Below are 22,728 nucleotides of genomic sequence, written 5' to 3'. Positions count from 1 at the left end.
GTATAACACAATTATATAAATAATGTATACTATTTATTTCTTTTTGTTTGTGTGAATGTATTATTTCCTTATTAATATTTCATTCCAGGCGTATTGAGAAAAACTTTCAGGAAAATGTGAATATTAATTGACAAATGAATATCATTTCTTTAGTATAAGTTGGGACGGATACTCTCTTATCCCGAGCTGGCGGAGGGACAGGCCCGATGAAGCCCAGCAACCTCATTTGTAGTGGTAAATACAGGTGAATAGGTGCTAAAACCTGTGCGAGGCTAACGGTCTCGAACGATAAGAGCAAAGGGCAAAAAGCAGTATGCAAGTAGCAAATTAAACCTTTCCTCTATGTAAAGTAGGAAAGGTTTTTCTGTATGCTTGTGTGGGAGAATAAATGTATGTCGCAGTTTGTGGCAAATTAAGGATGAGTTCCGTACAATATATACAATTACTGTAGGGAGGTTTACCACATGACAAAAAAACGTCATCTGTTCACATCTGAGTCTGTAACTGAAGGACATCCAGATAAAATTTGTGACCAAATTTCTGATTCAATTTTAGATGCGATCTTATCAAAGGACGCAAATGCACGTGTAGCTTGTGAAACAACTGTAACAACTGGTTTAGTATTGGTAGCGGGGGAAATTACGACTTCTACTTACGTAGATATTCCAAAAATCGTTCGTGAAACAATTCAAGGCATTGGTTACACACGCGCAAAATACGGATTCGATGCAGAAACTTGTGCAGTTTTAACATCTATCGATGAGCAATCTGCTGACATCGCTATGGGTGTTGACCAAGCGCTAGAAGCACGCGAAGGTCTAATGACTGACGCTGAGATTGAGGCAATTGGTGCGGGAGACCAAGGTTTAATGTTTGGCTTCGCATGTAATGAAACACAAGAATTAATGCCACTTCCAATCTCGCTTGCTCACAAATTAGCTCGCCGTTTAACTGAAGTACGTAAAGATGACACATTATCATACTTACGTCCGGATGGAAAAACGCAAGTTACAGTTGAGTATGATGAAAATGGTAAACCTGTACGTGTAGATACAATCGTAATTTCTACACAGCATCATCCAGATGTTACATGGGAAGAAATCGATCGCGATTTAAAAGAGCATGTAATTAAAGCTGTAGTTCCAGCAGAATTAATGGATGGAGAAACGAAATTCTTCATTAATCCAACTGGCCGCTTCGTAATTGGTGGACCACAAGGTGATGCTGGTTTAACAGGACGTAAAATCATCGTTGATACTTACGGTGGATACGCTCGCCACGGTGGCGGTGCATTCTCTGGTAAAGATGCAACGAAAGTTGACCGTTCTGCAGCATATGCAGCTCGTTATGTTGCGAAAAACATCGTAGCAGCTGGTCTTGCTGACAAAGCAGAAGTACAACTTGCATACGCAATCGGTGTAGCACAACCAGTATCAATTTCAGTTGATACATTCGGCACTGGTAAAGTATCTGAAGACGTACTAGTAGAACTAGTTCGTAACAACTTCGATCTTCGCCCAGCTGGTATTATTAAAATGCTAGACTTACGTCGCCCAATTTATAAACAAACAGCAGCTTACGGCCACTTCGGACGTACTGATGTAGATCTAACATGGGAACGTACAGACAAAGCTGCAGCTTTAAAAGAGCAAGCTGGTCTATAATATATGAAAAAAAGCTTTGCGCGGTGAGCGCAAAGCTTTTTTTATTTTGTTTTATTTACTACTTGGATGCAAGAACCACAATAAACTTCTCCGTCTAGCTCAATGTACTTTCTCACATTTGTCATGCCACTTGCTGGAAAGGGCATATGAATCCATGCTTTTTCATATGTTTGTATTTCCTTTTTACATGATTTACAAAGGATTGGTTTCTTCTGGAACATATGTAATCAACCTTTCATTTGACGTGCTTTACCCGCGCAAAAGGCACTGCTTAGTAAAAATAGTGTTGCAAATATAATACTTACTAATGTAGCGTATGGGATTGCGCCTTTTAAGGAAAAGCCGACAGTGATTGAAGCGACAAATAAGAGGATAAATGTTGTTGTTAATTTTTTATAAAGTTCCATAATATGTGGACCTCCTTATTTAGAGATTGAATGTTTAAAAATAAAATCTACTATATAGGCAAGTACGAGAGGAATTAATGTGCTAGTCAAATAGTAACGAATACCACCATCAGGCATCAGTACATACAATTTTAAAAAGTTAATATCAAACCCGTAAGCGATGCATTGAAAAAGGGATAATATAATTAGGAATGGTATAATGGGTACGTATCGTATCATATTTTGAATCATGTAAAGCTCCTTTATATGGATAAATATACTTATATTGTATCATGTTGAATTCTTTGCTTCATACATAATTTTACAAGGAAATGAAAGGGAAGATGAAAAATGAGTGTAACTGAACATAAGAAACAAGCTCCAAAAGAAGTGCGCTGCAAAATCGTGACGATTTCTGATACACGTACGGAAGAGACGGATAAGAGCGGACAACTATTACATGAATTATTAAAAGAAGCAGGGCATACAGTGACCTCTTATGAAATTGTAAAAGATGATAAAGAAAGTATTCAGCAAGCAGTGTTAGCTGGTTATCATAGGGAAGATGTTGATGTCGTGTTAACAAACGGCGGAACTGGTATTACGAAACGTGATGTGACGATTGAAGCAGTGTCAGCGTTATTAGATAAAGAAATTGTCGGGTTTGGTGAGTTGTTCCGCATGATTAGTTACTTAGAAGATATCGGCAGTAGCGCGATGTTAAGTAGAGCAATCGGCGGTACAATTGGGCGCAAAGTTGTCTTTTCTATGCCAGGGTCTAGCGGAGCAGTTCGTCTTGCGATGAATAAATTAATTTTACCAGAATTAGGTCATATTACATTTGAGCTGCATCGCCAATGAGTAAGTATGCTGGAATTGTATTAGCCGGTGGTATGTCGAGTAGATTCGGTGAGCCGAAAGCATTAGCAATTTGGAAGGGGACCCCTTTCGTTGAGCATATTGTGAAAGTGATGATAACTGCGTTGCAAGAAGTTGTAGTCATTAGTCACTCCGATATAAAAGAGAGAGTAGAGCAACTCGTACAAGCTCCTGTTATAGAAGATATTCCGCATTATAAAGGCAATGGACCACTTGCTGGAATTGTATCAGGAATGGAATATATAGAAGCAGATTGGTACGCTATTATGCCTTGCGATGCGCCAAATGTTTCGCAAGAATGGTTTACCATTTTACTAGAGCAAACGAGTAATGAATATGATGCAGTTGTCCCTATTATTAATGGAAGGAAACAACCGTTACTTGCAGCGTATCATAACCGTGTGAAAGAAAAGATTTATGCTTTGCTTCAGGAAGAAAAAAGAAGTATGGGTCAGCTTTTATCACAATGTAATGTGAAATATATTGCTGGTGAAGATGTACAAGCGAATGCGGATTGGTTTATAAATGTGAATACGAAAGAAGAATATGTACAGGCTCAAAAAGACCTTTCAAATGAATGAAAGGTTTTTTTGATATACAGAAATTGGGGAACAATTACTGTATAAAGGTATGTGAGTAAGTTGATTTTAAGGGGAATCTCTTAAAATCATCATACAGTAAAAATAGTGTATAACCATATATTAATTTTTATGGGTTTTTATTACAAGTCTATTTAGTTATGTTTCTTTTTGTTATAATGAATATAAGAATAAAATGATACTTCACCTTATGTATCATTTATTAAACTAAAATTTCCAGTTATGTAATAAACCCTCTTCATGTTATGAAGAGGGTTTTTCTGTTTAAGCGAGTAATTCTGATGCAGTGCTCTGAAGGACTACTTCATATTGGTCAAGTAAGCCAAGAAAGATCTCATCCCAGCTTTGTGTTTTAGCATAAGACGAAGCCGCTATGCCCATTTGCATAAGTTGCTCTTCATTTTGCAATAAAGAATGGATGGATGATAGAAATGCGTCCTCATTTTTGGGCGGACAAAGAACTCCCGTTTTTCCATCTGTAATAATATTTTTAACTCCGCCACTATTTGCACCAATGACAGGTGTACCACATGCAAGTGATTCGAGTACGACATTTCCGAACGTTTCAGTAGCGGATGGGAATACCATGATGTTAGAACAAGCATATGCTTCAGCTAAATCCTTACCTTGTAAATATCCAGTAAAAGTGACATTTGTTTTCGGAACAGCTTCACGCAAATTTGTTGCTAGAGGACCGTCTCCTGCGATGAGCCAATGAATGTCGTTTCGAGTATGCGCTGTTTGTACGATAAGGTGTTGCAACGTATCAATATCTTTTTCAGGGGCAATCCGTCCAATATAGGAAAGGACATACTTTGCTGTAATATTATATTTTTTTCGGAATAGGTCTGTATTGTATGATGGATGAAAGAGCGTGCAATCTACACCCCGTCCCCATATGGAGAGGGCCTGAAAGCCTTTATTTTTTAGTTGGTGTAACGTTTCAAATGAAGGAACGAAATTTTTTTGCATATGACTATGAAACCATTTTAAATAGTTCCAAAGCATATTAGAGAGAAATTCAATTTTGTAATAGCGTAAATAAGCATCGAAATCAGTATGATAAGAACCGACAACTGGGATGTTTAACTTTTTTGCATAATATAATCCACAAAGTCCCATGTTGAAAGGTGTGGCAATGTGAATAATGTCAGGTTTAAAGGAAAGAAGTTCTCGTTTAATGCGCGGAGTAGGAAAAGAAAAGCGGCATTCTGGATATAATATTGTTAACGGGATACTTCTCATCTTGTTCACATTAGCTACGAAATTATCTTCAGCTGTATGCTGCGGGGCGAAAACAGAATAGGCGATCTTTTCTTTCTGAAAGTAACGTGTTAATCGTTCTAGTGTTTTCGCAACCCCGTTGACTTGTGGCGTAAAAGTATCGGTAAAAATGGCGACTCTCATCATATCACTCCTTTATGTGAAAAGTGGGATGAATTGATAAAAAGAGATGATGCCAGAGCAAGTGCCGAGGCACATACCGACGAATACATCAGATGGATAGTGAAGCCCTAAATAAATACGAGAAATACCAACGCATAATGCTAACGGTAATAGAAAAGCAAATAAGCTTGGATTATAGCAAATAAATGGAATGAAGACAGAGAAAACGGCTGTTGTATGACCAGACGGGAAAGAGTGGTCTTTTAATGGATGGACTGGATATTTCGCATCCTGAATTGTTAAATAAGGACGTTTTCGCGGATACCATCTTTTTAATATTTGTACAGGAATATGGCTAATTGCTAAAGAAATAGCAGTTGCGATTGCAGCTTGATTCAAAGTCCCTTTTGCGAAAATTAAAAAGAAAAGTGTGAGTGCAATTGAGAAAGTAGCACCACCGATATGAGTAATATTGCTGAAAAAGATATTTAATGTTTTTTGGTCAAAGTATCGGTTGATTCCTTTGAAAATGTAACATTCTATTTTATACAGTCCACTGACCTTCATGAAAATTCTCCTCCCTCGTTTACATATATATGGAGATATTAGCTTTTATTTTAATAAGATTTTATTGAGGGAGTAATAATGTTTTGTAAAGAAAAAGTTAGTTTTTATATAAAAAGCTGCCACTTTAATGGCAGCTGGAAAAGTTACTTCTGTAATGATTTATAATACTGGCCTTTTTCAACATATTGTGTGCGAATGCGCTCCATGTCTTTCCGGTCTTCCTCTGTTAACTCACGAACGACTTTAGCTGGGCGACCGAAAGCTAACGTGTTTGGTGGAATTTTCTTTCCTTGTGAAACGAGGCTTCCAGCACCGATGAAGGCTCCTTCGCCAATTTCAACGCCATCTAATATAATAGATCCCATTCCAATTAAAGCATCTTTTTTAATATGACAGCTATGTAAAATAACTTGATGCCCAACTGTAACGTCGTTTTCTAAAATAAGAGGATACTGTGGGCTTTGGTGAAGTGTACATTGGTCTTGTACATTTACTCGGTCTCCAATGATTGTTGGTGAAACATCACCGCGTATGACTGTATTAAACCAAATACTTGATTCCTCACCAATGGAAACATCGCCTGTAATGGTAACATAGTCAGCGATAAAAGCACTACTCGCAATTTTCGGGTTTTTTTCTTTATAAGGGTATATCATGTAAAGCCTTCCTTTCCTAGAGACTAGTTTCAGTGTATCAAATTATGAGAAAGAGTGAAATGGAGGAGAGCCGTATGTGGAATTATGAAGCAGAGGAAGCAAAAGCTGTAATGGTTATTGTACACGGCGCAATGGAGTATCACGGGCGTTATGAAGCCGTTGCGGAAATGTGGAATCATATCGGCTACCACGTCGTGATGGGGGACCTTCCGTCACATGGAACGACTTCAAGAAATAGAGGACATATTGATTCGTTTGATGAATACATAGAGGAAGTTAAATTATGGGTGAAAGAGGCAAGAAAGTATAGGTTGCCTATCTTTTTATTTGGTCATAGTATGGGTGGTCTTATTGTCATTCGTATGATGCAAGAGACGAAGAGAGAAGATGTAGACGGCATTATTTTAAGTTCGCCATGTTTAGGCGTAGTAGCTGGACCTTCAGCACCGCTTCAAGTTGCCTCAAAAATATTAAATGTTATCGCTCCAAAATTGCAATTTGCAACGAATCTTACAGTGGAAATGTCCACTCGTAATCATGAAGTTCGGGACGCGATGGAGAATGATTCATTGTTCTTGCGCAAAGTATCAGTACGTTGGTATAGTGAATTGATTAAGTCTATCGAAATTGCTCATAAAAAAATAGATGATTTTCCAGATGTTCCGCTCTTGCTAATGCAGGCGTGTGAGGATAAACTTGTAGATAAAACACGTGTCCGCATGTGGTTTGATAATGTTAAAATGAGTGATAAGGCTTTTAAAGAATGGCCGAATTGTTATCACGAGTTATTAAATGAGTATGAGCGTGATGAAATTTTGAATTATATTCAGTCATTTACTGAAATACGCATCAATAACATAATAGAAACAAATAAGTAAATTATTTGTACATTGAATAGAGGAGATGAAGGAAGAAGTGAACGTACCGAGTAATCCCATAACGCTCATGGCGAAAGTATACCGTGATGTGTTTCCGGTAGTACACCATGAGCTAGCGGTGTGGAAAGAGCGTGCCTACCATATTCCGAATGATGAGCTTCATAGTCAGGCAATCGCAAGTATTGAGAATAAAACGTTTCATTGCGAAGGCGGTGGTATTTTAGCACTGCTAGCAAATGAGCACCGAGAGGAATGCATTCGTTTTATCGTAGCGTATCAAACAATCAGCGATTATTTAGATAATTTATGTGACCGCAGTACATCACTTGACCCAAATGATTTTGCCGCACTGCATGAATCTATGTTAATGGCATTATCACCTGAAGTAGAAGGTGGCGGTAATTATTATCGCTATCGTGATGATCAAGACGATGGTGGTTATTTAGATGAACTTGTTGAAACATGCCAAGATGTTTTAAAGAAAACGAAGCACTATGACAAAATTGCTCCTGTTCTTCATGAACTTGCTTGTTATTATTGTGATTTGCAAATTCATAAACACGTGAAGTTAGAAGAAAGAGAACCACGCTTAAAAACATGGTTTGAAGCACATAAAGAAAACTTACCAGAGATGAGTTGGTTTGAATTTTCAGCATGTGCCGGTTCTACACTTGGAATCTTCTGTCTTGTAGCATATGCATTTCATGATGAATTACATGATGAAGATATTGCGAAAATTAGACAAGGATACTTCCCTTACGTACAAGGACTTCACATTTTACTTGATTATTTCATCGATCAAGAAGAAGACCGTATAGGCGGGGATTTGAATTTCTGTAGTTATTATGAAAACGAGCAAGCGATATTAGATCGTATGAAACATTTTGTAGAAGAAGCAGAGAAGAGCATTGGTGATTTACCTCATGCAAAGTTTCATCGTCTCATAAGCCGAGGGTTACTTGGTATTTATTTATCAGATCAAAAAGTATCAGCACAAAAGAATATGCACAAAATGGCACGGCGCATTGTAAAATACGGAGGGCTTACTTCACGATTCTTCTATTGGAACGGGAAGATGTACCGAAAGAAAATGGCGCAGTGATGAAGAAAACCACTCTTGTAGAGTGGTTTTTTTACTATGATCGTATTTTTGAAAATACATATATGAGAAGTTCAATTGCGAAAATAACTAAAACGGATAGTCCGAATAAAGGCATGACAGCGCCTAGTATAACCATCATGATAAAGAAAACGATTATGCTTTTTTTATCTCTTTGTTTTGGCGGTGCGGCTAATTTTCCTTTCGGCTTTCTTGCTAACCACATTTTTATTCCGTAATAAATAAGAAGTAATAAAGATAACGTCGTTAGTAAGCATAATATTTTATTTGGCCATCCGAATAAATGTCCTTCGTGAAGCGGGATACCGTAAGTAAACCATTGTGCAAATAATCCATAATCACGATAGTCCGTTTTGGAAATAAGTTCTCCGCTATATTGATCAAAATAAGCTGTTATTTCTTCATTTGGTGCGACATGCATACCCGTAATACCGGAACCGCTTGATTTCGAAACGGTGAATACACCTTTCGGATCAGCTGGTAGTGAGATAACATATGGCTTCTTTATTTCAATTCCTTTTTGTAATTCATCGACAGAAATTGCTTTTGGCTCATTTAAATTCGATTCAGGAGGAGCTTCTTTTCTTGTTGCCCACGGCAATTCTTTTACCTTTGATTCAGGCGGTGCCATATACAACTTTGGATATCCAATCGATTCATTCGACGATGCGATTTTATAAATTTGGTTACCCATAAATCCTGACCAAGGCAATCCAGATGCGACTAGCAGAACGAGTGGAATTGTAAATATAATACCGATAATAGAATGACGTCGTTTTGCTTTTTCTCGCTTATTGGATGCTGGTGTGTTTTTGAACTGGCGTATACTCATGTACAACCCAGTCACAATTAAGAAGATTGTCCAACACGCCGCAAGTTCTATAATGTAATTGACGACAGTGCCACCAACTAAAAGAGAACTATGTAATTCCCTCATTATATTCGCAAACGTTTCACTTGCGTTTTGATCTCCAACAATTTGATTATTGCTATCTAAATACACATATTTTTGTTGCCCAGTATATTCATTTGCAATAGTAAGCCTCGTATTATAATCCCCGTTAAACTCACTAATTTTCGCCACACTATAATGTGGATATTTTTTCTCTGTTAATAAAAGCGAATCAGCCATCGAAATAGACTCTGTTTGGGCGCTCTTCCCAAAATACAAATCTTTATAGATGAAATCTTCAATCTCTTCTCGAAATAAATACCCAATTCCGCTCAGTGACAAAGTAATAAGAAGCGGCGTAATAAAAAGCCCAGCATAAAAATGCCAACGCCAAAAAATGTAATGAAGCGAACGATTTACTTTCATACTTTCAGTTCCCCTAACCTTCCATATATGAATAACTACTTATTTAATATAGCGAGATTAAGTGTGATTACTTTGAAAGAATTGTGAAGAAAGTTAAAAGTTTTTAGGATTTTCATTGGTGAGACATATAATACGTAATGCAAAGCTTAGTTGAGTGAATTAGCTCTTCATTTCCTTTTTGTAGCCTGATTTGAAGTGCCTTTTGAAAATAAGATAAGGCGGTATGGAAGTCACCTTCATCTAATTTCCTTTTTCCGTAATGTTGGTAGAAGAAGTCTTCATAGGTGGGTAAGTCTGGTAGTGTTTGCAGCAGAAAATTTTCTTTCCCAATGATATGTATGTGCAAGACGAAGTTTGTTAATAAAAAGCCTTTGGATGTTTTCCGTTTGTATGTAATATTCAATTGCCTCCTGTAAGTAATAGTTACTTTCAGAAAGGTTGCCAGCGATTCGTTTATAAACGCCAATTAATCCGCAGCTCTTTCCATATAACGAATCTTCATGTAAATGCTCTTTCAAAAATGTAATCCCTTGCTTCATTTCAGCAAGGGATATAGGTTTTTCTCTAAGGTTTTCATCAAATGTGTATCCCATTTCAAAAGGTATGTTCATTGTTACCTCCGTATAGTTTCTGCATACATCTTCACAACCGCCTCAGCAAGACATTGAGAGGAATCAACAAAATCCTCACTCGCCACCACATTCAAATCGGTACATGCGATAATTGCAGTATCTACTTCATCTTCCAACTGTAAAACGAGCGCATTCCACAATTCGCGAGCTTCTTCACTCTCTCCAGATTTAATCCAAGTAATAATTTGATTAATCATTTCCTGCCATGTTTCATGATGAATGTATTCTATATTACGTTTTGTAATCCCATCTTGGTAAATCCCAGCTTTAACAGTTGCTTCTGTTGCGAGAAGAGCAACTCTTTTTGTATTTTCAGGAATTGCTTTTAACGTCTCATCAACTATATTCAAAATAGGAATAGAAAGAGATCGCTGTAATTCTTCAAAATAAAGATGCGCCGTATTGCAAGGCATAGCGATAAATTCTACACCAGTACTTTCAAGTTTTTGTGCCCCTTCAATAATTGCTTTTTTCATTGCCTCGTGATCAATAGGCCGATCCATATAAAACGGTGTTGGACAAGAATAAATCATCATATGAGGAAAGTCCATATCATGCTTTGCTCCGTATATTGTTTGGCACCCTGCTACAACTGTATCGACAAATGGTCCAGTTGATTTTGGCCCCATCCCTGCTAGTATTCCGATCATTGTTTTGTCTCCTTTAATATGTAATTAAAAACGTTTTTTGCGAACGATAAAAAGAAATAAAGTAAGTAATAAAAATGAATATACGATAGCCCAAGCTGTGAGCCATAGTGTGTGAGTAAGTATATTAAATTTGTATTGTCCAAGCATTAGAAAGCTTTCGACAGGTGGTAAAAACCATAGTAACTCTTTTTTAAACCGGATGGAGGCGATCGTTATAAGTAATATAAATGTCAGGCTAAGCCAAGCGGTGCTCGCTTTTGGAATAATATTTCTAGTAAATAAAGATGCGATTGAAATTCCAAGTATAGAGAAAGACATGTGAGCGAGAAATCCGACTAAAAATAAAGAAACTGTCATTTCTTCATTAAACATTTGCAAAATAATTGGGTAGATTACGGATATAAAAGATAACACAGTACAAATGAGAAGAGCCGTAATATATTTACCAACATATAGTGAAGAAATATTATTTGTGTGAGAAATAGTAATTTGTTCTTGTATAGGATCTTCAGTATGAAAAATTGTGACCGTAATCCAAGCAGATAATAAATAAAGGGCGAGTGCTGTTTCTAAGTATGTCGGTACAATAGGAGTCGGTTTATATGTATATACAAAAAGTAAGCTCACAAAGTACATCGCAATAGGAGGGACGTACTTATACGATTTTGTATAGTCGAGAAAATGATAACGAATAAGCGCGAACATAATAAACCTTCTTTCGATTTAAAAGTTAGGTTGTAGCAGTGTGATAGATGCTTTTTTATGTAATAAAAACTGAAGCATTTCGTTTGTATATTCTTTTTCGATTTGTAATTGAATAAGGTTTTGATTTGAATTGTGTACAACGTGTATAAATCCTAATTGTTTCCGTAGTTCTATCGCTGAAAATGTGTCGTGAACGATTGCTTCAATATAGACTTGTTCTGCTGATTTTTGCACAGAGATATCTTCCGTGATTGTATGATTTGCTAACGTCACAATTCTATCGGCGAAGTTTTCTAGTAGTTGCTTTTCGTGACATGTGAAGAGTATAGATATGCCGTGTTGTTTTAATGAGAGTAAAATATGTTCTAATTCTTGCTGAGATTTAGGATCTAGCCCAGAAAGTGGTTCATCTAAAATTAATAAATGGACGTCTGTAAGCAATGCTTGCATAATGCCAGTTTTTTGTTTCATACCTTTTGAGAAGTTTCGTACAACGGAATGCCTTGCATGATGTAAGTGAAAAGATTCAAGAAGCATCGGAATTTTATCTTTTAAATATTTTGTTGATAAACCGTGGATGTGACCGAGATGATATAGATAATCCTCTAATGTAAAACGAATCCCTTCAGGAAAATGTTCAGGTACATAGCCGATTTGTATATGTTCTTTTCTTTGAAGTGTCCCTACTGTAGGTAAAATAAATCCTGAAATTATTTTGAGTAGAGTACTTTTTCCAGTACCGTTCCCGCCAATAATAGCAAGTGCCTCTCCTTCTGGAATGGATAAATCGATGTTGTCTAGTATAAGTGATTTGCCATACTTCTTTTGAATTCCCCTTAGTTCTACTAGCAAAGTTCTATCCTTCTTTCTTCAAATATTGTATACATCCATTATATAGGAGAATAACAAAAAGACGTGCAATGAGTGCACGTCTTTTTTTGTTATGTTTTGTCGAATCGTCGATATATCGAAAAAATCGTTGATATATTATCGCTTCTCAATCGCCACAATAAATGGCGGGTTGTTTTGCTGGTTAATGAAGCCGTATCGCAGTACGTGAGCTTGTTTTTGATCTAGTTCTTCTGCAAATTTAAGAACAGCGTCGCGTTCTACTTGTCCTTCTGGGTGTCCGTGGTAAATGACAAGGACGATGATACCTTCTGGTGCCATTACGTCTAACAATTGTTCGATAGCCGAGATTGTTGAGTTCGGTTTTGTAACGATATGCTTGTCACCGCCAGGAAGGTAACCTAAGTTGAAGATAGCGCCTGTTACTTTTCCTTTTGCATCTTCTGGTAATACGGATAAAATCGTATCGTGACTATCGTGAACTAAAACAGTACGTTCGAAAAGCTCTTTTTCTTTTAGGCGGATAGTAGAGATTTCAATTGCTTCTTTTTGAATATCAAATCCAAATACTTTTCCGTTATCTCCAACGATTTCAGCTAGGAAGCAAGTGTCATGTCCATTTCCTAAAGTTGCATCTACAGCGTAATCGCCTTCTTTAACAGCCGTTTGCAAGAGTGTGCGAGCAAACGGTAATACACGTTCTAATTTCATTTTTGTTTCTCCTCATTTGCATATTTTCCTTGCCAGCTTCCGCGGCGTACAAATTCTGCATCGATGGAATTTAATACTTCCCATTTGTTTAAGCTCCACATTGGACCAATCATTAAGTCAGGTGGACCGTCACCTGTGATGCGGTGCACAATTACGTCTTCTGGAATCATTTCAAGTTGGTCAACAACGAGATTTACGTAATCTTCAAGAGAAAGGAATTCTAATTGTCCTTTTTCATATTGCTTCACCATTGGCGTTCCTTTTAATAAGTGAAGTAAATGAATTTTAATTCCTTGTACGTCAAGCTTCGCTACTTCACGAGCTGTTTCCATCATCATGTCGTAATCTTCAAGGGGAAGACCGTTAATAATATGAGAGCAAACTCTAATGCCATGCTTACGTAATTTATTTACACCTTCCACGTAAGAAGGATAATCGTGAGCGCGATTAATAAGATTTGCAGTTCGTTCATGAACAGTTTGTAGTCCGAGCTCAACCCAAAGGTACGTGCGTTTATTTAAGTCCGCTAAATATTCAACGACATCGTCTGGTAAACAATCTGGACGAGTCGCAATAGAAAGACCGACAACGTCTTTTTCTGCCAGAAGCGGTTCGAATTTTTCTTTTAACACTTCAAGTGGTGCATGTGTATTTGTATAAGCCTGAAAATAAGCGATACATTTTCCATCTTTCCACTTTGAACGCATTTTTTCTTTCATTTCATGATATTGCGTGATAACATCATCGCGGCGATCGCCAGCGAAGTCACCAGATCCGGCAGCACTACAAAATGTACAACCGCCGTAAGCGACTGTACCGTCACGGTTCGGGCAATCGAAGCCAGCATCTAATGAAACTTTAAAGATTTTTTCACCAAATTCATTTCGTAAATGGTAATTCCATGTATGATAACGTTTATTGTCGTTTGTATATGGAAAAGGGTTTTGAACCTTCATTACTTTCCCTCCTAAGACGAGTCAAAATGAAACAAAATCCATTATAACATACTCATAAGGTTCATATGGAAGGGACACACTAAAGGGGAATTGAAGCAAGGAGGGACAATTATGGCAGAGCGTCAATCACTTGAATCTTATATTACACAAGCGGAACAAGCAGTGGAATATGCGAAAGAACAATTAGACCAAGGTATGAGACAAGAGCATTATAATACGATGGAGTATTCAGATGCGCAGTTACAATTAGAACAAGCGTATAACGATTTACAAACGATGCAACAACATGCAAATGATGAGCAACGTGAGCAGTTAAATAGAGCACGTATGGCAATTCGCCAATTGCAACATCAAATGATTATTACACCGCACTAATAAGGAGTGAATGTAATGGCGAAACGTTCAGATCAAAATAACCCAGAGCAAAAAACGCAAAATGGACATAACGCTGAGTTTTCAAATGAACTTGATCCGATTGTTCAAGTAAAACAGCGTAACAGTAAAAAAGGACAACCTCAAAAATCGAAGCAATCAGAGTAAACCAGGTCGCATTATGACCTGGTTTTATTTTGCACTGCAAATGGATGAGTAGTGCGAGATGAACAGTTAACATATCAATTAAAGTTTTATTTTACTATATGACAATAATGTAAGATTTCTGTAAGGTTTGCAGATAGTTGTAAGCTTACTTTTCCAGTAGAGTAAGGGAGGAGTAAATTTTGGACAAGGAGTTGCTTTATGGGGAACAACATTACAAACAAACGAATTGATGAGTTAGATTACATTCGTGGCTTCGCATTACTGGGGATTATTTTAGTAAATATTCTTGCACTACTTCATATTAAAATTCCAGATCCTAATACAGTAGATGCCAGCTATCAAAGGTTTCTATACTTATTTGTAGAAGGTCGTTTCTTCTCAATCTTCTCATTCTTATTTGGAGTAGGATTCTATATCTTTATTACGAGAGCAATCGCGAAAGGTAAGAATGGATATGTTCTATTTCTACGCCGCGTAGTTGCACTATTTATTTTTGGTTTGATTCATTACATGTTTCAACCTGGAGAAGCATTAACGTTATATGCAATTTGCGGGTTAATCGTTTTACCATTTTATAAAGCGAAAAAACAAGTGAACTTAGTTATTGGTCTTATTTTAACAATTGCCTTTAGTGTAATGGGTGTTAAAGAACTATTACCACTCGGCTTAATTTTATTAGGTCTTGCTGCAGGGCAATATCATGTGTTTGAAAATCTTTCAAAAAACATAAAGAAAGTCGCTATTTTTACAGGTGTTATGTTTGTTTTAAGTGTCGTAGCTGTATGGTATCAATATGGACAAGTGCCTGCTGATCCATTTGTAAATATGATACTTATGAATGAGGACGGAACAATGGACGCTGCAGGCCAATTTTTAAAGATTGGTGTTACAGTAGGACCGATTATTTCAGCTTTCTATGTTGGAGCTTTAATTTTATTACTTCAATTAAAACCAGTTCAAACATTGTTAGCACCACTGAAATATTATGGCCGTATGGCATTAACAAATTATATCGGACAAACTGCAATGATTTTAATTGCAGGCAGTGTATTTAACTTTGCAGGAAACTTAACATACATGCAGACACTATATGTGTGTATCGCAATTTATACAATTCAAATTGTATTTAGTGTAATTTGGATGAAAATCTTTAAAATGGGTCCACTAGAATGGATTTGGCGTGTTATTACGTATTGGACGGTAACACCTTTAAAGAAATAAAGAGAGAAGTAGGCTGTTCCTTTTGTGGAATAGCCTATTTTTATTTTCAGCTTTTGTCGGTAAGTCGATGTAATTTCATTTACCGACGTACCATTTCAAAAAGTGAACGAATTTGTATTTAAAGGAAAAAAGCTAAGCTTACAAGCACTCCTTTTTTATCTTACAAAAGTGTAAGGTAATTGTAATGTTAACAAATAGCAGTTCAGCTCCAAAAAGCGCAGAATAGGTAATGGAAAAACAAGCGTAGGAGGATATATATGACGAAACCAGTTGTAGACGTGAAAAACGTTCAAAAAGTGTACGGTAAAAAAGGTGAGAACCAATCACATGCGTTAAAAGGTGTTTCATTCTCAATTCAAGAGGGTGAGTTTGTTGGAATTATGGGACCATCTGGTTCTGGTAAAACGACATTATTAAATGTAATTTCAACGCTTGATAAAGCAACGGGCGGCGTTGTTGAAATTGCGGGTACGGATATTACGAAAATGAAGCAAGGTGAGCTTTCTGATTTCCGTTCACAAAAATTAGGATTCATTTTCCAAGACTTTAACTTATTAGAGAACTTATCTATTTATGAAAACATTGCACTTCCACTTTCCCTTCAAGGTGTTTCATCACGTAATATTGGACCGAAAGTAGAAAAGGTAGCTGATATGTTAGGAATTTCAGAAATTCTTCAAAAGTATCCATCTGAAGTATCTGGTGGACAAAAGCAGCGTTCAGCAGCAGCGCGCGCTTTAGTACATGAGCCAGCAATTATTTTAGGGGACGAGCCAACAGGAGCGCTTGATTCTAAAAATGCAGCGAGTTTACTTGATGCGATGACAAACTTAAATAAAGATCAAGGCGTATCTATTATGATGGTTACACATGATCCGTATAGTGCAAGTTACTGTCAGCGTATTTTATTCATTCAAGATGGTGAGCTATATAAAGAAATTCATCGTGGTGGTACACGTGAAGAGTTTTATAAAGAAATTTTAGATGTGCTTGCAGACTTAGGCACACAAAAAGCGTAAGAAAGGAGGTCTAGGGCATGTTATTTAAACTTTCCATGTCAGGATTAAAAAGTAAGCTGAAAGATTATATCGTCTTGCTTGTTGGTCTTGTCATGTCCATTTCAATTTTTTATATGTTTCAAACATTAGCGTTAAACGAAGCCTTCCTTAAGGAAAATTCTACTATTGGTCAAATTGGATTTGTGTTCCAAGCAGGTTCATTTTTACTAGCTATTATAACGTTCTTCTATATTTTGTATGCGAACTCTTTCTTACTATCTCTTCGTCAAAAAGAGTTTGGTATGTATATGATGTTAGGAGCAAAAAAGCATAAAGTTACATTACTTATGTTTATCGAAACAATCGTATTAGGCGCTGCGTCTCTTGCGATTGGTATTATAGTTGGTGTAGGACTTGCAGAAGGTATCGGACAGTTATTAATGAAACAATTAGAATTTGCTGGTAAAGGCTATAAAGCATTTTATTTACCATCAATGACTGTTACTTGCATCTTCTTCTTTGCACTATTTGTATTATCAGCAATTATGAACAGTATTAAATTATCACGTATTTCTGTACTGCAACTTGTACATGCAGACGCACAAACAGAACGTGTTGCAGTAAAAGGAAAAATGACAGGTGTAGTTGCATTCCTTGCAGTTATTTTATTAGGCATTGGCTATGCATCAATGATTTACATGGAAAAACTAAGAGAAATGGGAATCCTTATTGCATTAATTACAACGACAGCTGGTACTTACATGCTATTTGGATCACTTCTTCCGGTTATTATTAAAAAGTTAAAAGGTAATAAAAAGCGTAGTGAAAAAGGACTTAACGCTTTTACATTTGCACAATTAAACTTCCGTATTAATAGTTTAACGAAAGTACTTGCAACAGTAGCGATGTTAGTTGCTCTTGGAGCTGGTGCAATTTCAGGTGGTATGGCGTTTAAAAATAACGTTATAAAAATGGTTGATGGTTTAGTAATTTACGATTCAGTTGTTCATAATCCAACAGCTGAAGAAAAGAAAGTTTTAGATGGTATTACATTTAAAGAGAAAAATGAATATCGTTACAAAGTTGATAATAAATACGTTTACTATGTAAAAGAAGATTTAGAGAAAAATCGTCCTTTAGTAAAAGATATGTCAAATATGAAGTCGATGAAGGATTTAATGAATACAAAGAAAGTTTCAGAGGACCTGCCAGTAGGTGCAGTTTCTCGAGAAATGAATGAAAAAGATGCGAATGCTAAAGCACTTCCAGAAGAATGGGACGAGGCTTTCAGAACAATCCAGCCATTCTACGTACATGAAGATCATGCAATTAAAATTGTAGATCAAAAAATGTACGATACTGTAAACGGTAAAGAAGGAATCGTATTTACTGGAAAAACAGATGATTTTGAAGCACACATAAAAGAATGGAAAAAACTTGACGAGTTGCAACTAGATAAATATAAAAATGTAGCAGCTGAAAGATTAAATAGTAAATATCAAGCTTACGACATGTTCTACGGCATTGCGAGCGGAACAGTGTTTATGGGATTCTTCCTTGGAATTGCATTCTTAGCAATGATGGCAAGTTGTTTAATGTTTAAAATTCTTTCTGGTGCATCAAAAGATATTACGCGTTACCAAATGCTTCGTAAAATCGGTGTGCGCCGTGAATTATTAACGAAATCTATTTATAAAGAATTATTCTTAGTATTCTTATTCCCAGCAATTGTAGGTATTGCTCACGTATTAGTTGGTATGAATATTTTCGGATTTATTTTAATCGATCCGTACTTCCGTATTTGGGTACCAATTGTAATTTTCGTAGTTATTTACACGATTTATTACTTCATTACAGTTCAATTGTATAAAGGAATTGTTCTTCCTAAGGAAGACTAATAAAAAAACCGAGCGAAACTGCTCGGTTTTTATTATTTTCAGAAAAAACACTTTAATGTTACTGAAATGTATAATATAATGTAAATAAGTAACATAACATTAAAGTAGAAGCAGCTGGATAATGAAAGGAGGAATCCGATCTGTAGAAAGAGGCTGAACTTGTACCCCTATTTTTTCTACCCACACCGTATTTGTACAATCATAAATTTCCAAATGAAAAATTGTCGTAAGAGTATATTGTGAAAATAATGGATAATACATGGAAATCTCATAGCATGATAAGGTAAAATGGACAGGATAATGAGAAAATTACCGTTCATAAGATGAGGAGATACATGTATGGAAGTAGTAGAGGCATTAAAAGATATAAGCCAAATTGAGGCTATGAAAAAGTATTTAAAAGAGCACTCGCAGCGAGATTATCTTTTATTTGTTATTGGAATTAACACTGGATTAAAGATTACTGAGCTACTTAGTATGAAATTTGAAGAGGTATTAAATGAAGATAAGACTGTTAAAGAGTTTTATTCTCTTCCTGTGAAAGATGAAAAATTTAAACAAGATATTTATTTAAATACAAAAGTAAAAGAAGCCCTTTTAGATTACGTACAATCTATTGATGCTCAAAGAGAAAACTACGTATTTCAATCTAATAAAACGACAAATTCAATCTCGCGCCAACAAGCGTATCGTGTTATCCATAGCGCAGCTGAAGCGGTTGGGATTGTTGGAAAGATTGGAACGAATTCAATGCGAAAAACATTTGGATTTCATGCGTACAAAAGAGGAATAGCGATTGCGCTATTGCAAAAGCATTTTCATCACGCAACTCCATCAGAGACGCTCAAGTATTTAGGAATCTCAAAAGATGAGAAGTTTAAAACAGAGATTGATGTAGATTTGTAAAAGCCGTAACTAAAAACTTTAGGAGGCGGAAAATATGAATATTAGAGAGAGTGAACTACCGGGCATTGGATGTAAATTTGAAGTGATAACAAAAGGTAATGAAAAAATGGTTATCGTTATTCATGATGATGGCCGAAGAGAAATGTATCATTTTGATGCGGATCACGATGAGAGTATTTCAAGCATTTCTCTTCGTGATTCTGAAGCGAGACAAATTGCGGCTATATTAGGTGGGATGGTATATAGGCCGCAAGCGCTAGACACAATTGAGATGGCTTTTGAAGGATTATCAATTGAATGGTTTAAGGTGGAGAATAATGCACCAGTAGTACAACAAACAATTGGTAGCTTACATGTCAGAAAAACATATAACGTAACGATTATTGCTATTTTGAAAAAGAACATGAAGAAATTCTTTAATCCAGGTCCAGACTCTATTATTGAAGCTGGCGATATGCTCGTATTGTCGGGTGAAAGACATGAAGTGAAAAGAATTATTAATGAATTGCTTTCAGCAGGAGGTGATTCCTAATCGATGGATACTTTAATCTTTGAAGTTGGAACTGCGTTAGTATTAGTAGCTTTTGCAGCTATCCTCGCTGCGAAGTTAAAGTTCTCGATTATTCCGTTTCTCATTATACTCGGTATGTTAGTGGGGCCTCATGCCCCAGATTTAGGACTTATCGATTTAAGGTTTATTGAAAGCGGAGAAGTTATTTCCTTCCTCGGCCGTGTTGGCGTTATATTCCTCTTATTCTATTTAGGTTTAGAATTCTCAATAAAAAAATTAATTAAATCAGGAAAGTCGATTGCTTTTGGGGGTAGTGTTCATATATCGCTTAATTTCATATTAGGTTTACTTTATGGATATGTTATGGGCTTCCCCTTATTAGAAACGTTAATTATTGCTGGAATCATTACAATTTCATCGAGTGCAATTGTTGCAAAAGTAATTGTTGATTTAAGAAGATCTGGTAATAAAGAGACTGAATTAATATTAGGAATCATTATGTTTGATGATATCTTTTTAGCTGTATATTTATCAGTCGTTTCAGGGTTAGTACTCGGTGGTGCAACATCATTTGTAGGTGCTCTTACATCGGTGTTAATCGCGGTAGGGTATATGCTACTATTCTTTGTAATCGCTAGAAAAGCTACGCCGTTTCTAAATAAAGTATTAGATATTTCGTCAAATGAAATTTTTATTATCGTAATATTTGCTATTTTATTCTTTGTAGCAGGATTTTCAGAAACGATTCATGTTGCTGAGGCAATTGGAGCATTATTGTTAGGACTCGTCTTTTCTGAAACAGAGCATAGTGATCGGATTGAGCATCTCGTCGTTCCGTTTCGTGATTTCTTTGGAGCTATATTCTTTTTCAGTTTCGGTTTAAGTATAGATCCGTTTTCACTTGGAGGAGCAGTGTGGTTGGCATTAGGAGCAGTTTTCATTACGCTCATCGGTAATTTTACAGCTGGAATGATGGCGGGACGTAAAGCCGGGTTATCGCATAAGGCTTCTACGAATATCGGTTTAACCCTCGTATCACGCGGAGAGTTCTCCATTATTGTAGCCAATATCGGCATTGCGGGTGGTTTAATGGCAACGATTAAACCATTCTCTGCACTGTACGTTTTAATATTAGCATCGTTAGGACCGTTATTAACGAAAGAGTCTGGGAGAATATACTCTCTGCTAGATAAAATATTTAAATGGAGTGCGAAAGAACGTGCGAAGCGAGAAAAAGAAGTTGGATAGTATAAAAAAAGGGAGACTGCATGAAAGTTATGCAGTCTCCCTTTTTTTATATACTGTTGATGTTGTTTTTTGTAGGTAAGTCGATATATTTTTAAGTGACAATTCATATAATTTCATTTACCGAAAAACCATTATCTGAATTTCATCAACTATTAATCAGTTGCCTTCCCATTTAAAAACGACTACAATTTTACTGTTATAGATGAACGAAAAAAATAGAATAGGAGGGGAGACTATGCCAAGGAAAGTATGGCTATTAGTAGCTGGGATGATTATTAATGTCACGGGTGCTTCTTTTTTATGGCCTTTTAATACAATTTATTTGCATGATCACCTAGGAAAATCTTTATCTGTGGCCGGAATGGTATTAATGATCAACTCGCTTACTGGTGTAATCGGAAACTTGCTCGGCGGTGTTTTATTTGATAAATGGGGCGGTTATAAATCAACTTTAGTAGGGATTGTTATTACACTCGTATCGATTTTAGGTCTTGTGTTCTTCCACGGTTGGCCGTTATATGTTGTGTGGCTAGCATTAATCGGCTTTGGTTCTGGAATGGTCTTCCCATCGATGTATGCGATGGTCGGTACGGTTTGGCCAGAGGGTGGAAGACGAGCATTTAATGCGATGTATGTTGGGCAAAACGTTGGTATTGCGATCGGAACAGCGTGCGGTGGTTTAGTTGCATCTTACCGTTTTGATTATATTTTCTTAGCCAATTTTGTTTTGTACTTTGTTTTCTTCTTAATTGCTTTTATTGGATTCCGTGGTATGGAAGACAAGAAAGAGCCAGGAGTGCAAAAAGAAGTCGAAACGAAAAAAGGCTGGACACTTACACCTGGATTCAAAGCACTTCTTATCGTATGTGTAGCATATGCTTTATGTTGGGTTACATATGTACAGTGGCAAGGGGCGATTGCGACTCATATGCGGGAATTAGATATTAGCCTCCGCCATTATAGTTTATTATGGACGATAAACGGAGCGATGATTGTTTGTGCGCAGCCTCTTGTTAGTATGTTAATTCGCTGGATGAAGCGTTCTTTAAAACAACAAATTATGATTGGAATCGTCATTTTTGCGGCGTCATTTATTGTGTTAAGTCAAGCGCAGCAATTTACGATGTTCCTCGTTGCGATGGTGACGTTAACGATTGGTGAGTTATTTGTATGGCCAGCAGTTCCGACCATTGCAAATATACTTGCACCAAAAGATAAGTTAGGGTTTTATCAAGGGGTTGTAAATAGCGCGGCGACTGTAGGGAAAATGTTCGGACCGGTCGTTGGCGGAGCAATTGTTGACTTATACAATATGGAAGTATTGTTTATAGCAATCATGGTAATGCTTGTAGTAGCGATTATTGCAACGAGCATGTATGATAAACGAGTAAAAGTAGAAGAAACAGTAGAAGAAAAAATTGCAGTTTAGTTTGACGGAACATGTAACATG

General features: G+C 36.5%; 26 protein-coding genes, 1 pseudogene and 1 riboswitch. Of the genes and pseudogenes, 14 read left to right on the top strand and 13 right to left on the bottom strand.

Features of this window, described 5'->3' with window-relative positions:
• Positions 1–173 precede the first annotated feature (173 nt).
• A riboswitch (SAM riboswitch) is annotated at positions 174–295 on the top strand.
• Positions 296–464: 169 nt separating this feature from the next.
• Entirely contained in the window at positions 465–1,664 is a 1,200-nt protein-coding gene (gene metK / locus J0835_RS23435; protein WP_000163113.1) for a methionine adenosyltransferase, read from the top strand.
• 41 nt (positions 1,665–1,705) lie between these two features.
• Here metK and J0835_RS23430 read toward each other — a convergent pair whose 3' ends face one another.
• From J0835_RS23430 to J0835_RS23420, 3 genes are read right to left on the bottom strand one after another with little or no spacing between them, the layout of a single operon-like run.
• Positions 1,706–1,885, bottom strand: coding sequence for a hypothetical protein (locus J0835_RS23430; RefSeq protein WP_087982558.1), 180 nt, complete (start codon positions 1,883–1,885; stop codon positions 1,706–1,708).
• Between the two features lie 6 nt (positions 1,886–1,891).
• Entirely contained in the window at positions 1,892–2,071 is a 180-nt protein-coding gene (locus J0835_RS23425; protein ID WP_000424805.1) for a hypothetical protein, read from the bottom strand.
• Between the two features lie 15 nt (positions 2,072–2,086).
• Positions 2,087–2,302 carry a hypothetical protein gene (locus tag J0835_RS23420; RefSeq protein ID WP_087982556.1) on the bottom strand — a complete coding sequence of 72 codons (216 nt, stop codon included), beginning with the start codon at positions 2,300–2,302 and terminating at the stop codon, positions 2,087–2,089.
• Between the two features lie 99 nt (positions 2,303–2,401).
• Here J0835_RS23420 and J0835_RS23415 point away from each other — a divergent pair, with 99 nt between their 5' ends.
• Both J0835_RS23415 and J0835_RS23410 read left to right on the top strand, forming a co-directional pair.
• Complete coding sequence (locus J0835_RS23415) at positions 2,402–2,911, top strand: MogA/MoaB family molybdenum cofactor biosynthesis protein (RefSeq protein ID WP_000117133.1); 510 nt, start codon at positions 2,402–2,404, stop codon at positions 2,909–2,911.
• A complete protein-coding gene (locus J0835_RS23410) occupies positions 2,908–3,510 on the top strand; it encodes a molybdenum cofactor guanylyltransferase (RefSeq protein WP_087982554.1) in 603 nt (200 codons plus the stop codon). The genes J0835_RS23415 and J0835_RS23410 overlap by 4 nt, the downstream gene beginning before the upstream one ends.
• A gap of 282 nt (positions 3,511–3,792) precedes the next feature.
• Here J0835_RS23410 and J0835_RS23405 read toward each other — a convergent pair whose 3' ends face one another.
• The 3 genes from J0835_RS23405 to J0835_RS23395 all read right to left on the bottom strand — a co-directional run bounded on the left by J0835_RS23405 (position 3,793) and on the right by J0835_RS23395 (position 6,137).
• Complete coding sequence (locus J0835_RS23405; RefSeq protein WP_087982552.1) at positions 3,793–4,935, bottom strand: glycosyltransferase family 4 protein; 1,143 nt, start codon at positions 4,933–4,935, stop codon at positions 3,793–3,795.
• A 12-nt stretch (positions 4,936–4,947) separates the two neighbouring features.
• Entirely contained in the window at positions 4,948–5,481 is a 534-nt protein-coding gene (locus J0835_RS23400) for a phosphatase PAP2 family protein (protein WP_087982550.1), read from the bottom strand.
• A 143-nt stretch (positions 5,482–5,624) separates the two neighbouring features.
• Entirely contained in the window at positions 5,625–6,137 is a 513-nt protein-coding gene (locus tag J0835_RS23395; RefSeq protein WP_087982548.1) for a gamma carbonic anhydrase, read from the bottom strand.
• Positions 6,138–6,211: 74 nt separating this feature from the next.
• On the opposite strand from J0835_RS23395, the gene J0835_RS23390 reads away from it, so the two are divergent.
• Entirely contained in the window at positions 6,212–7,015 is an 804-nt protein-coding gene (locus J0835_RS23390) for an alpha/beta hydrolase (RefSeq protein WP_087982546.1), read from the top strand.
• A 37-nt stretch (positions 7,016–7,052) separates the two neighbouring features.
• The gene (locus J0835_RS23385; RefSeq protein ID WP_001102481.1) at positions 7,053–8,117 is read left to right on the top strand and encodes a tetraprenyl-beta-curcumene synthase family protein; all 1,065 of its coding nucleotides are present in this window, start codon (positions 7,053–7,055) and stop codon (positions 8,115–8,117) included.
• A gap of 34 nt (positions 8,118–8,151) precedes the next feature.
• Here J0835_RS23385 and J0835_RS23380 read toward each other — a convergent pair whose 3' ends face one another.
• The 7 genes and pseudogenes from J0835_RS23380 to J0835_RS23350 all read right to left on the bottom strand — a co-directional run bounded on the left by J0835_RS23380 (position 8,152) and on the right by J0835_RS23350 (position 13,956).
• The gene (locus J0835_RS23380; RefSeq protein WP_087982544.1) at positions 8,152–9,453 is read right to left on the bottom strand and encodes a PepSY-associated TM helix domain-containing protein; all 1,302 of its coding nucleotides are present in this window, start codon (positions 9,451–9,453) and stop codon (positions 8,152–8,154) included.
• Between the two features lie 112 nt (positions 9,454–9,565).
• A pseudogene (locus tag J0835_RS23375) lies at positions 9,566–10,064 on the bottom strand (hypothetical protein).
• Between the two features lie 2 nt (positions 10,065–10,066).
• Positions 10,067–10,735: an aspartate/glutamate racemase family protein gene (locus tag J0835_RS23370; protein WP_087982542.1), complete on the bottom strand. Its 669-nt coding sequence runs from the start codon at positions 10,733–10,735 to the stop codon at positions 10,067–10,069.
• 24 nt (positions 10,736–10,759) lie between these two features.
• Complete coding sequence (locus J0835_RS23365) at positions 10,760–11,440, bottom strand: ABC transporter permease (RefSeq protein WP_087982540.1); 681 nt, start codon at positions 11,438–11,440, stop codon at positions 10,760–10,762.
• An 18-nt stretch (positions 11,441–11,458) separates the two neighbouring features.
• Entirely contained in the window at positions 11,459–12,292 is an 834-nt protein-coding gene (locus J0835_RS23360) for an ABC transporter ATP-binding protein (RefSeq protein WP_087982538.1), read from the bottom strand.
• A 135-nt stretch (positions 12,293–12,427) separates the two neighbouring features.
• Positions 12,428–13,000 carry a class I SAM-dependent methyltransferase gene (locus tag J0835_RS23355; protein WP_087982536.1) on the bottom strand — a complete coding sequence of 191 codons (573 nt, stop codon included), beginning with the start codon at positions 12,998–13,000 and terminating at the stop codon, positions 12,428–12,430.
• Positions 12,997–13,956, bottom strand: coding sequence for a TIGR01212 family radical SAM protein (locus J0835_RS23350; RefSeq protein ID WP_087982534.1), 960 nt, complete (start codon positions 13,954–13,956; stop codon positions 12,997–12,999). Before J0835_RS23350 ends, J0835_RS23355 begins: the two co-directional genes overlap by 4 nt.
• Positions 13,957–14,067: 111 nt before the next feature.
• Between J0835_RS23350 and J0835_RS23345 the strand changes: the two genes are divergently transcribed.
• From J0835_RS23345 to J0835_RS23305, 9 genes are all read left to right on the top strand, one after another.
• Positions 14,068–14,331 carry a YtzC family protein gene (locus J0835_RS23345; RefSeq protein ID WP_000840869.1) on the top strand — a complete coding sequence of 88 codons (264 nt, stop codon included), beginning with the start codon at positions 14,068–14,070 and terminating at the stop codon, positions 14,329–14,331.
• A 15-nt stretch (positions 14,332–14,346) separates the two neighbouring features.
• A complete protein-coding gene (locus J0835_RS23340) occupies positions 14,347–14,496 on the top strand; it encodes a hypothetical protein (RefSeq protein ID WP_001129340.1) in 150 nt (49 codons plus the stop codon).
• Between the two features lie 198 nt (positions 14,497–14,694).
• A complete protein-coding gene (locus J0835_RS23335) occupies positions 14,695–15,717 on the top strand; it encodes a DUF418 domain-containing protein (RefSeq protein ID WP_087982532.1) in 1,023 nt (340 codons plus the stop codon).
• 257 nt (positions 15,718–15,974) lie between these two features.
• Positions 15,975–16,736 carry an ABC transporter ATP-binding protein gene (locus J0835_RS23330; RefSeq protein WP_087982530.1) on the top strand — a complete coding sequence of 254 codons (762 nt, stop codon included), beginning with the start codon at positions 15,975–15,977 and terminating at the stop codon, positions 16,734–16,736.
• Between the two features lie 17 nt (positions 16,737–16,753).
• A complete protein-coding gene (locus J0835_RS23325) occupies positions 16,754–18,613 on the top strand; it encodes an FtsX-like permease family protein (RefSeq protein WP_087982528.1) in 1,860 nt (619 codons plus the stop codon).
• Positions 18,614–18,952: 339 nt separating this feature from the next.
• Positions 18,953–19,519, top strand: a complete 567-nt coding sequence (locus J0835_RS23320) for a tyrosine-type recombinase/integrase (protein WP_002143468.1) — start codon at positions 18,953–18,955, stop codon at positions 19,517–19,519.
• A 34-nt stretch (positions 19,520–19,553) separates the two neighbouring features.
• Positions 19,554–20,051, top strand: a complete 498-nt coding sequence (locus J0835_RS23315; RefSeq protein WP_001026048.1) for a cation:proton antiporter regulatory subunit — start codon at positions 19,554–19,556, stop codon at positions 20,049–20,051.
• A 3-nt stretch (positions 20,052–20,054) separates the two neighbouring features.
• Positions 20,055–21,278, top strand: coding sequence for a cation:proton antiporter (locus J0835_RS23310; RefSeq protein WP_000380164.1), 1,224 nt, complete (start codon positions 20,055–20,057; stop codon positions 21,276–21,278).
• 235 nt (positions 21,279–21,513) lie between these two features.
• Positions 21,514–22,707, top strand: coding sequence for an MDR family MFS transporter (locus J0835_RS23305; protein WP_001137571.1), 1,194 nt, complete (start codon positions 21,514–21,516; stop codon positions 22,705–22,707).
• Positions 22,708–22,728 lie beyond the last annotated feature (21 nt).

It is taken from the genome of Bacillus cereus group sp. Sample62 (assembly GCF_036851315.1).
GTDB lineage: Bacteria > Bacillota > Bacilli > Bacillales > Bacillaceae_G > Bacillus_A > Bacillus_A wiedmannii.
Note: the sequence above shows the minus strand (reverse complement) of the source record. Positions and strands in the feature narration are given on the sequence as shown.

Bases quoted from the DNA above. Each gene is read 5' to 3' on its own strand.
- J0835_RS23355 (WP_087982536.1), bottom strand. From the start codon at position 13,000: ATGAAATTAGAACGTGTATTACCGTTTGCTCGCACACTCTTGCAAACG.
- J0835_RS23390 (WP_087982546.1), top strand. From the start codon at position 6,212: ATGTGGAATTATGAAGCAGAGGAAGCAAAAGCTGTAATGGTTATTGTA.
- J0835_RS23345 (WP_000840869.1), top strand. From the start codon at position 14,068: ATGGCAGAGCGTCAATCACTTGAATCTTATATTACACAAGCGGAACAA.
- J0835_RS23420 (WP_087982556.1), bottom strand. From the start codon at position 2,302: ATGATTCAAAATATGATACGATACGTACCCATTATACCATTCCTAATT.
- J0835_RS23410 (WP_087982554.1), top strand. From the start codon at position 2,908: ATGAGTAAGTATGCTGGAATTGTATTAGCCGGTGGTATGTCGAGTAGA.
- J0835_RS23350 (WP_087982534.1), bottom strand. From the start codon at position 13,956: ATGAAGGTTCAAAACCCTTTTCCATATACAAACGACAATAAACGTTAT.
- metK (WP_000163113.1), top strand. From the start codon at position 465: ATGACAAAAAAACGTCATCTGTTCACATCTGAGTCTGTAACTGAAGGA.
- J0835_RS23400 (WP_087982550.1), bottom strand. From the start codon at position 5,481: ATGAAGGTCAGTGGACTGTATAAAATAGAATGTTACATTTTCAAAGGA.
- J0835_RS23335 (WP_087982532.1), top strand. From the start codon at position 14,695: ATGGGGAACAACATTACAAACAAACGAATTGATGAGTTAGATTACATT.
- J0835_RS23340 (WP_001129340.1), top strand. From the start codon at position 14,347: ATGGCGAAACGTTCAGATCAAAATAACCCAGAGCAAAAAACGCAAAAT.
- J0835_RS23330 (WP_087982530.1), top strand. From the start codon at position 15,975: ATGACGAAACCAGTTGTAGACGTGAAAAACGTTCAAAAAGTGTACGGT.
- J0835_RS23365 (WP_087982540.1), bottom strand. From the start codon at position 11,440: ATGTTCGCGCTTATTCGTTATCATTTTCTCGACTATACAAAATCGTAT.
- J0835_RS23395 (WP_087982548.1), bottom strand. From the start codon at position 6,137: ATGATATACCCTTATAAAGAAAAAAACCCGAAAATTGCGAGTAGTGCT.
- J0835_RS23315 (WP_001026048.1), top strand. From the start codon at position 19,554: ATGAATATTAGAGAGAGTGAACTACCGGGCATTGGATGTAAATTTGAA.
- J0835_RS23430 (WP_087982558.1), bottom strand. From the start codon at position 1,885: ATGTTCCAGAAGAAACCAATCCTTTGTAAATCATGTAAAAAGGAAATA.
- J0835_RS23305 (WP_001137571.1), top strand. From the start codon at position 21,514: ATGCCAAGGAAAGTATGGCTATTAGTAGCTGGGATGATTATTAATGTC.
- J0835_RS23405 (WP_087982552.1), bottom strand. From the start codon at position 4,935: ATGAGAGTCGCCATTTTTACCGATACTTTTACGCCACAAGTCAACGGG.
- J0835_RS23370 (WP_087982542.1), bottom strand. From the start codon at position 10,735: ATGATCGGAATACTAGCAGGGATGGGGCCAAAATCAACTGGACCATTT.
- J0835_RS23380 (WP_087982544.1), bottom strand. From the start codon at position 9,453: ATGAAAGTAAATCGTTCGCTTCATTACATTTTTTGGCGTTGGCATTTT.
- J0835_RS23320 (WP_002143468.1), top strand. From the start codon at position 18,953: ATGGAAGTAGTAGAGGCATTAAAAGATATAAGCCAAATTGAGGCTATG.
- J0835_RS23325 (WP_087982528.1), top strand. From the start codon at position 16,754: ATGTTATTTAAACTTTCCATGTCAGGATTAAAAAGTAAGCTGAAAGAT.
- J0835_RS23415 (WP_000117133.1), top strand. From the start codon at position 2,402: ATGAGTGTAACTGAACATAAGAAACAAGCTCCAAAAGAAGTGCGCTGC.
- J0835_RS23310 (WP_000380164.1), top strand. From the start codon at position 20,055: ATGGATACTTTAATCTTTGAAGTTGGAACTGCGTTAGTATTAGTAGCT.
- J0835_RS23425 (WP_000424805.1), bottom strand. From the start codon at position 2,071: ATGGAACTTTATAAAAAATTAACAACAACATTTATCCTCTTATTTGTC.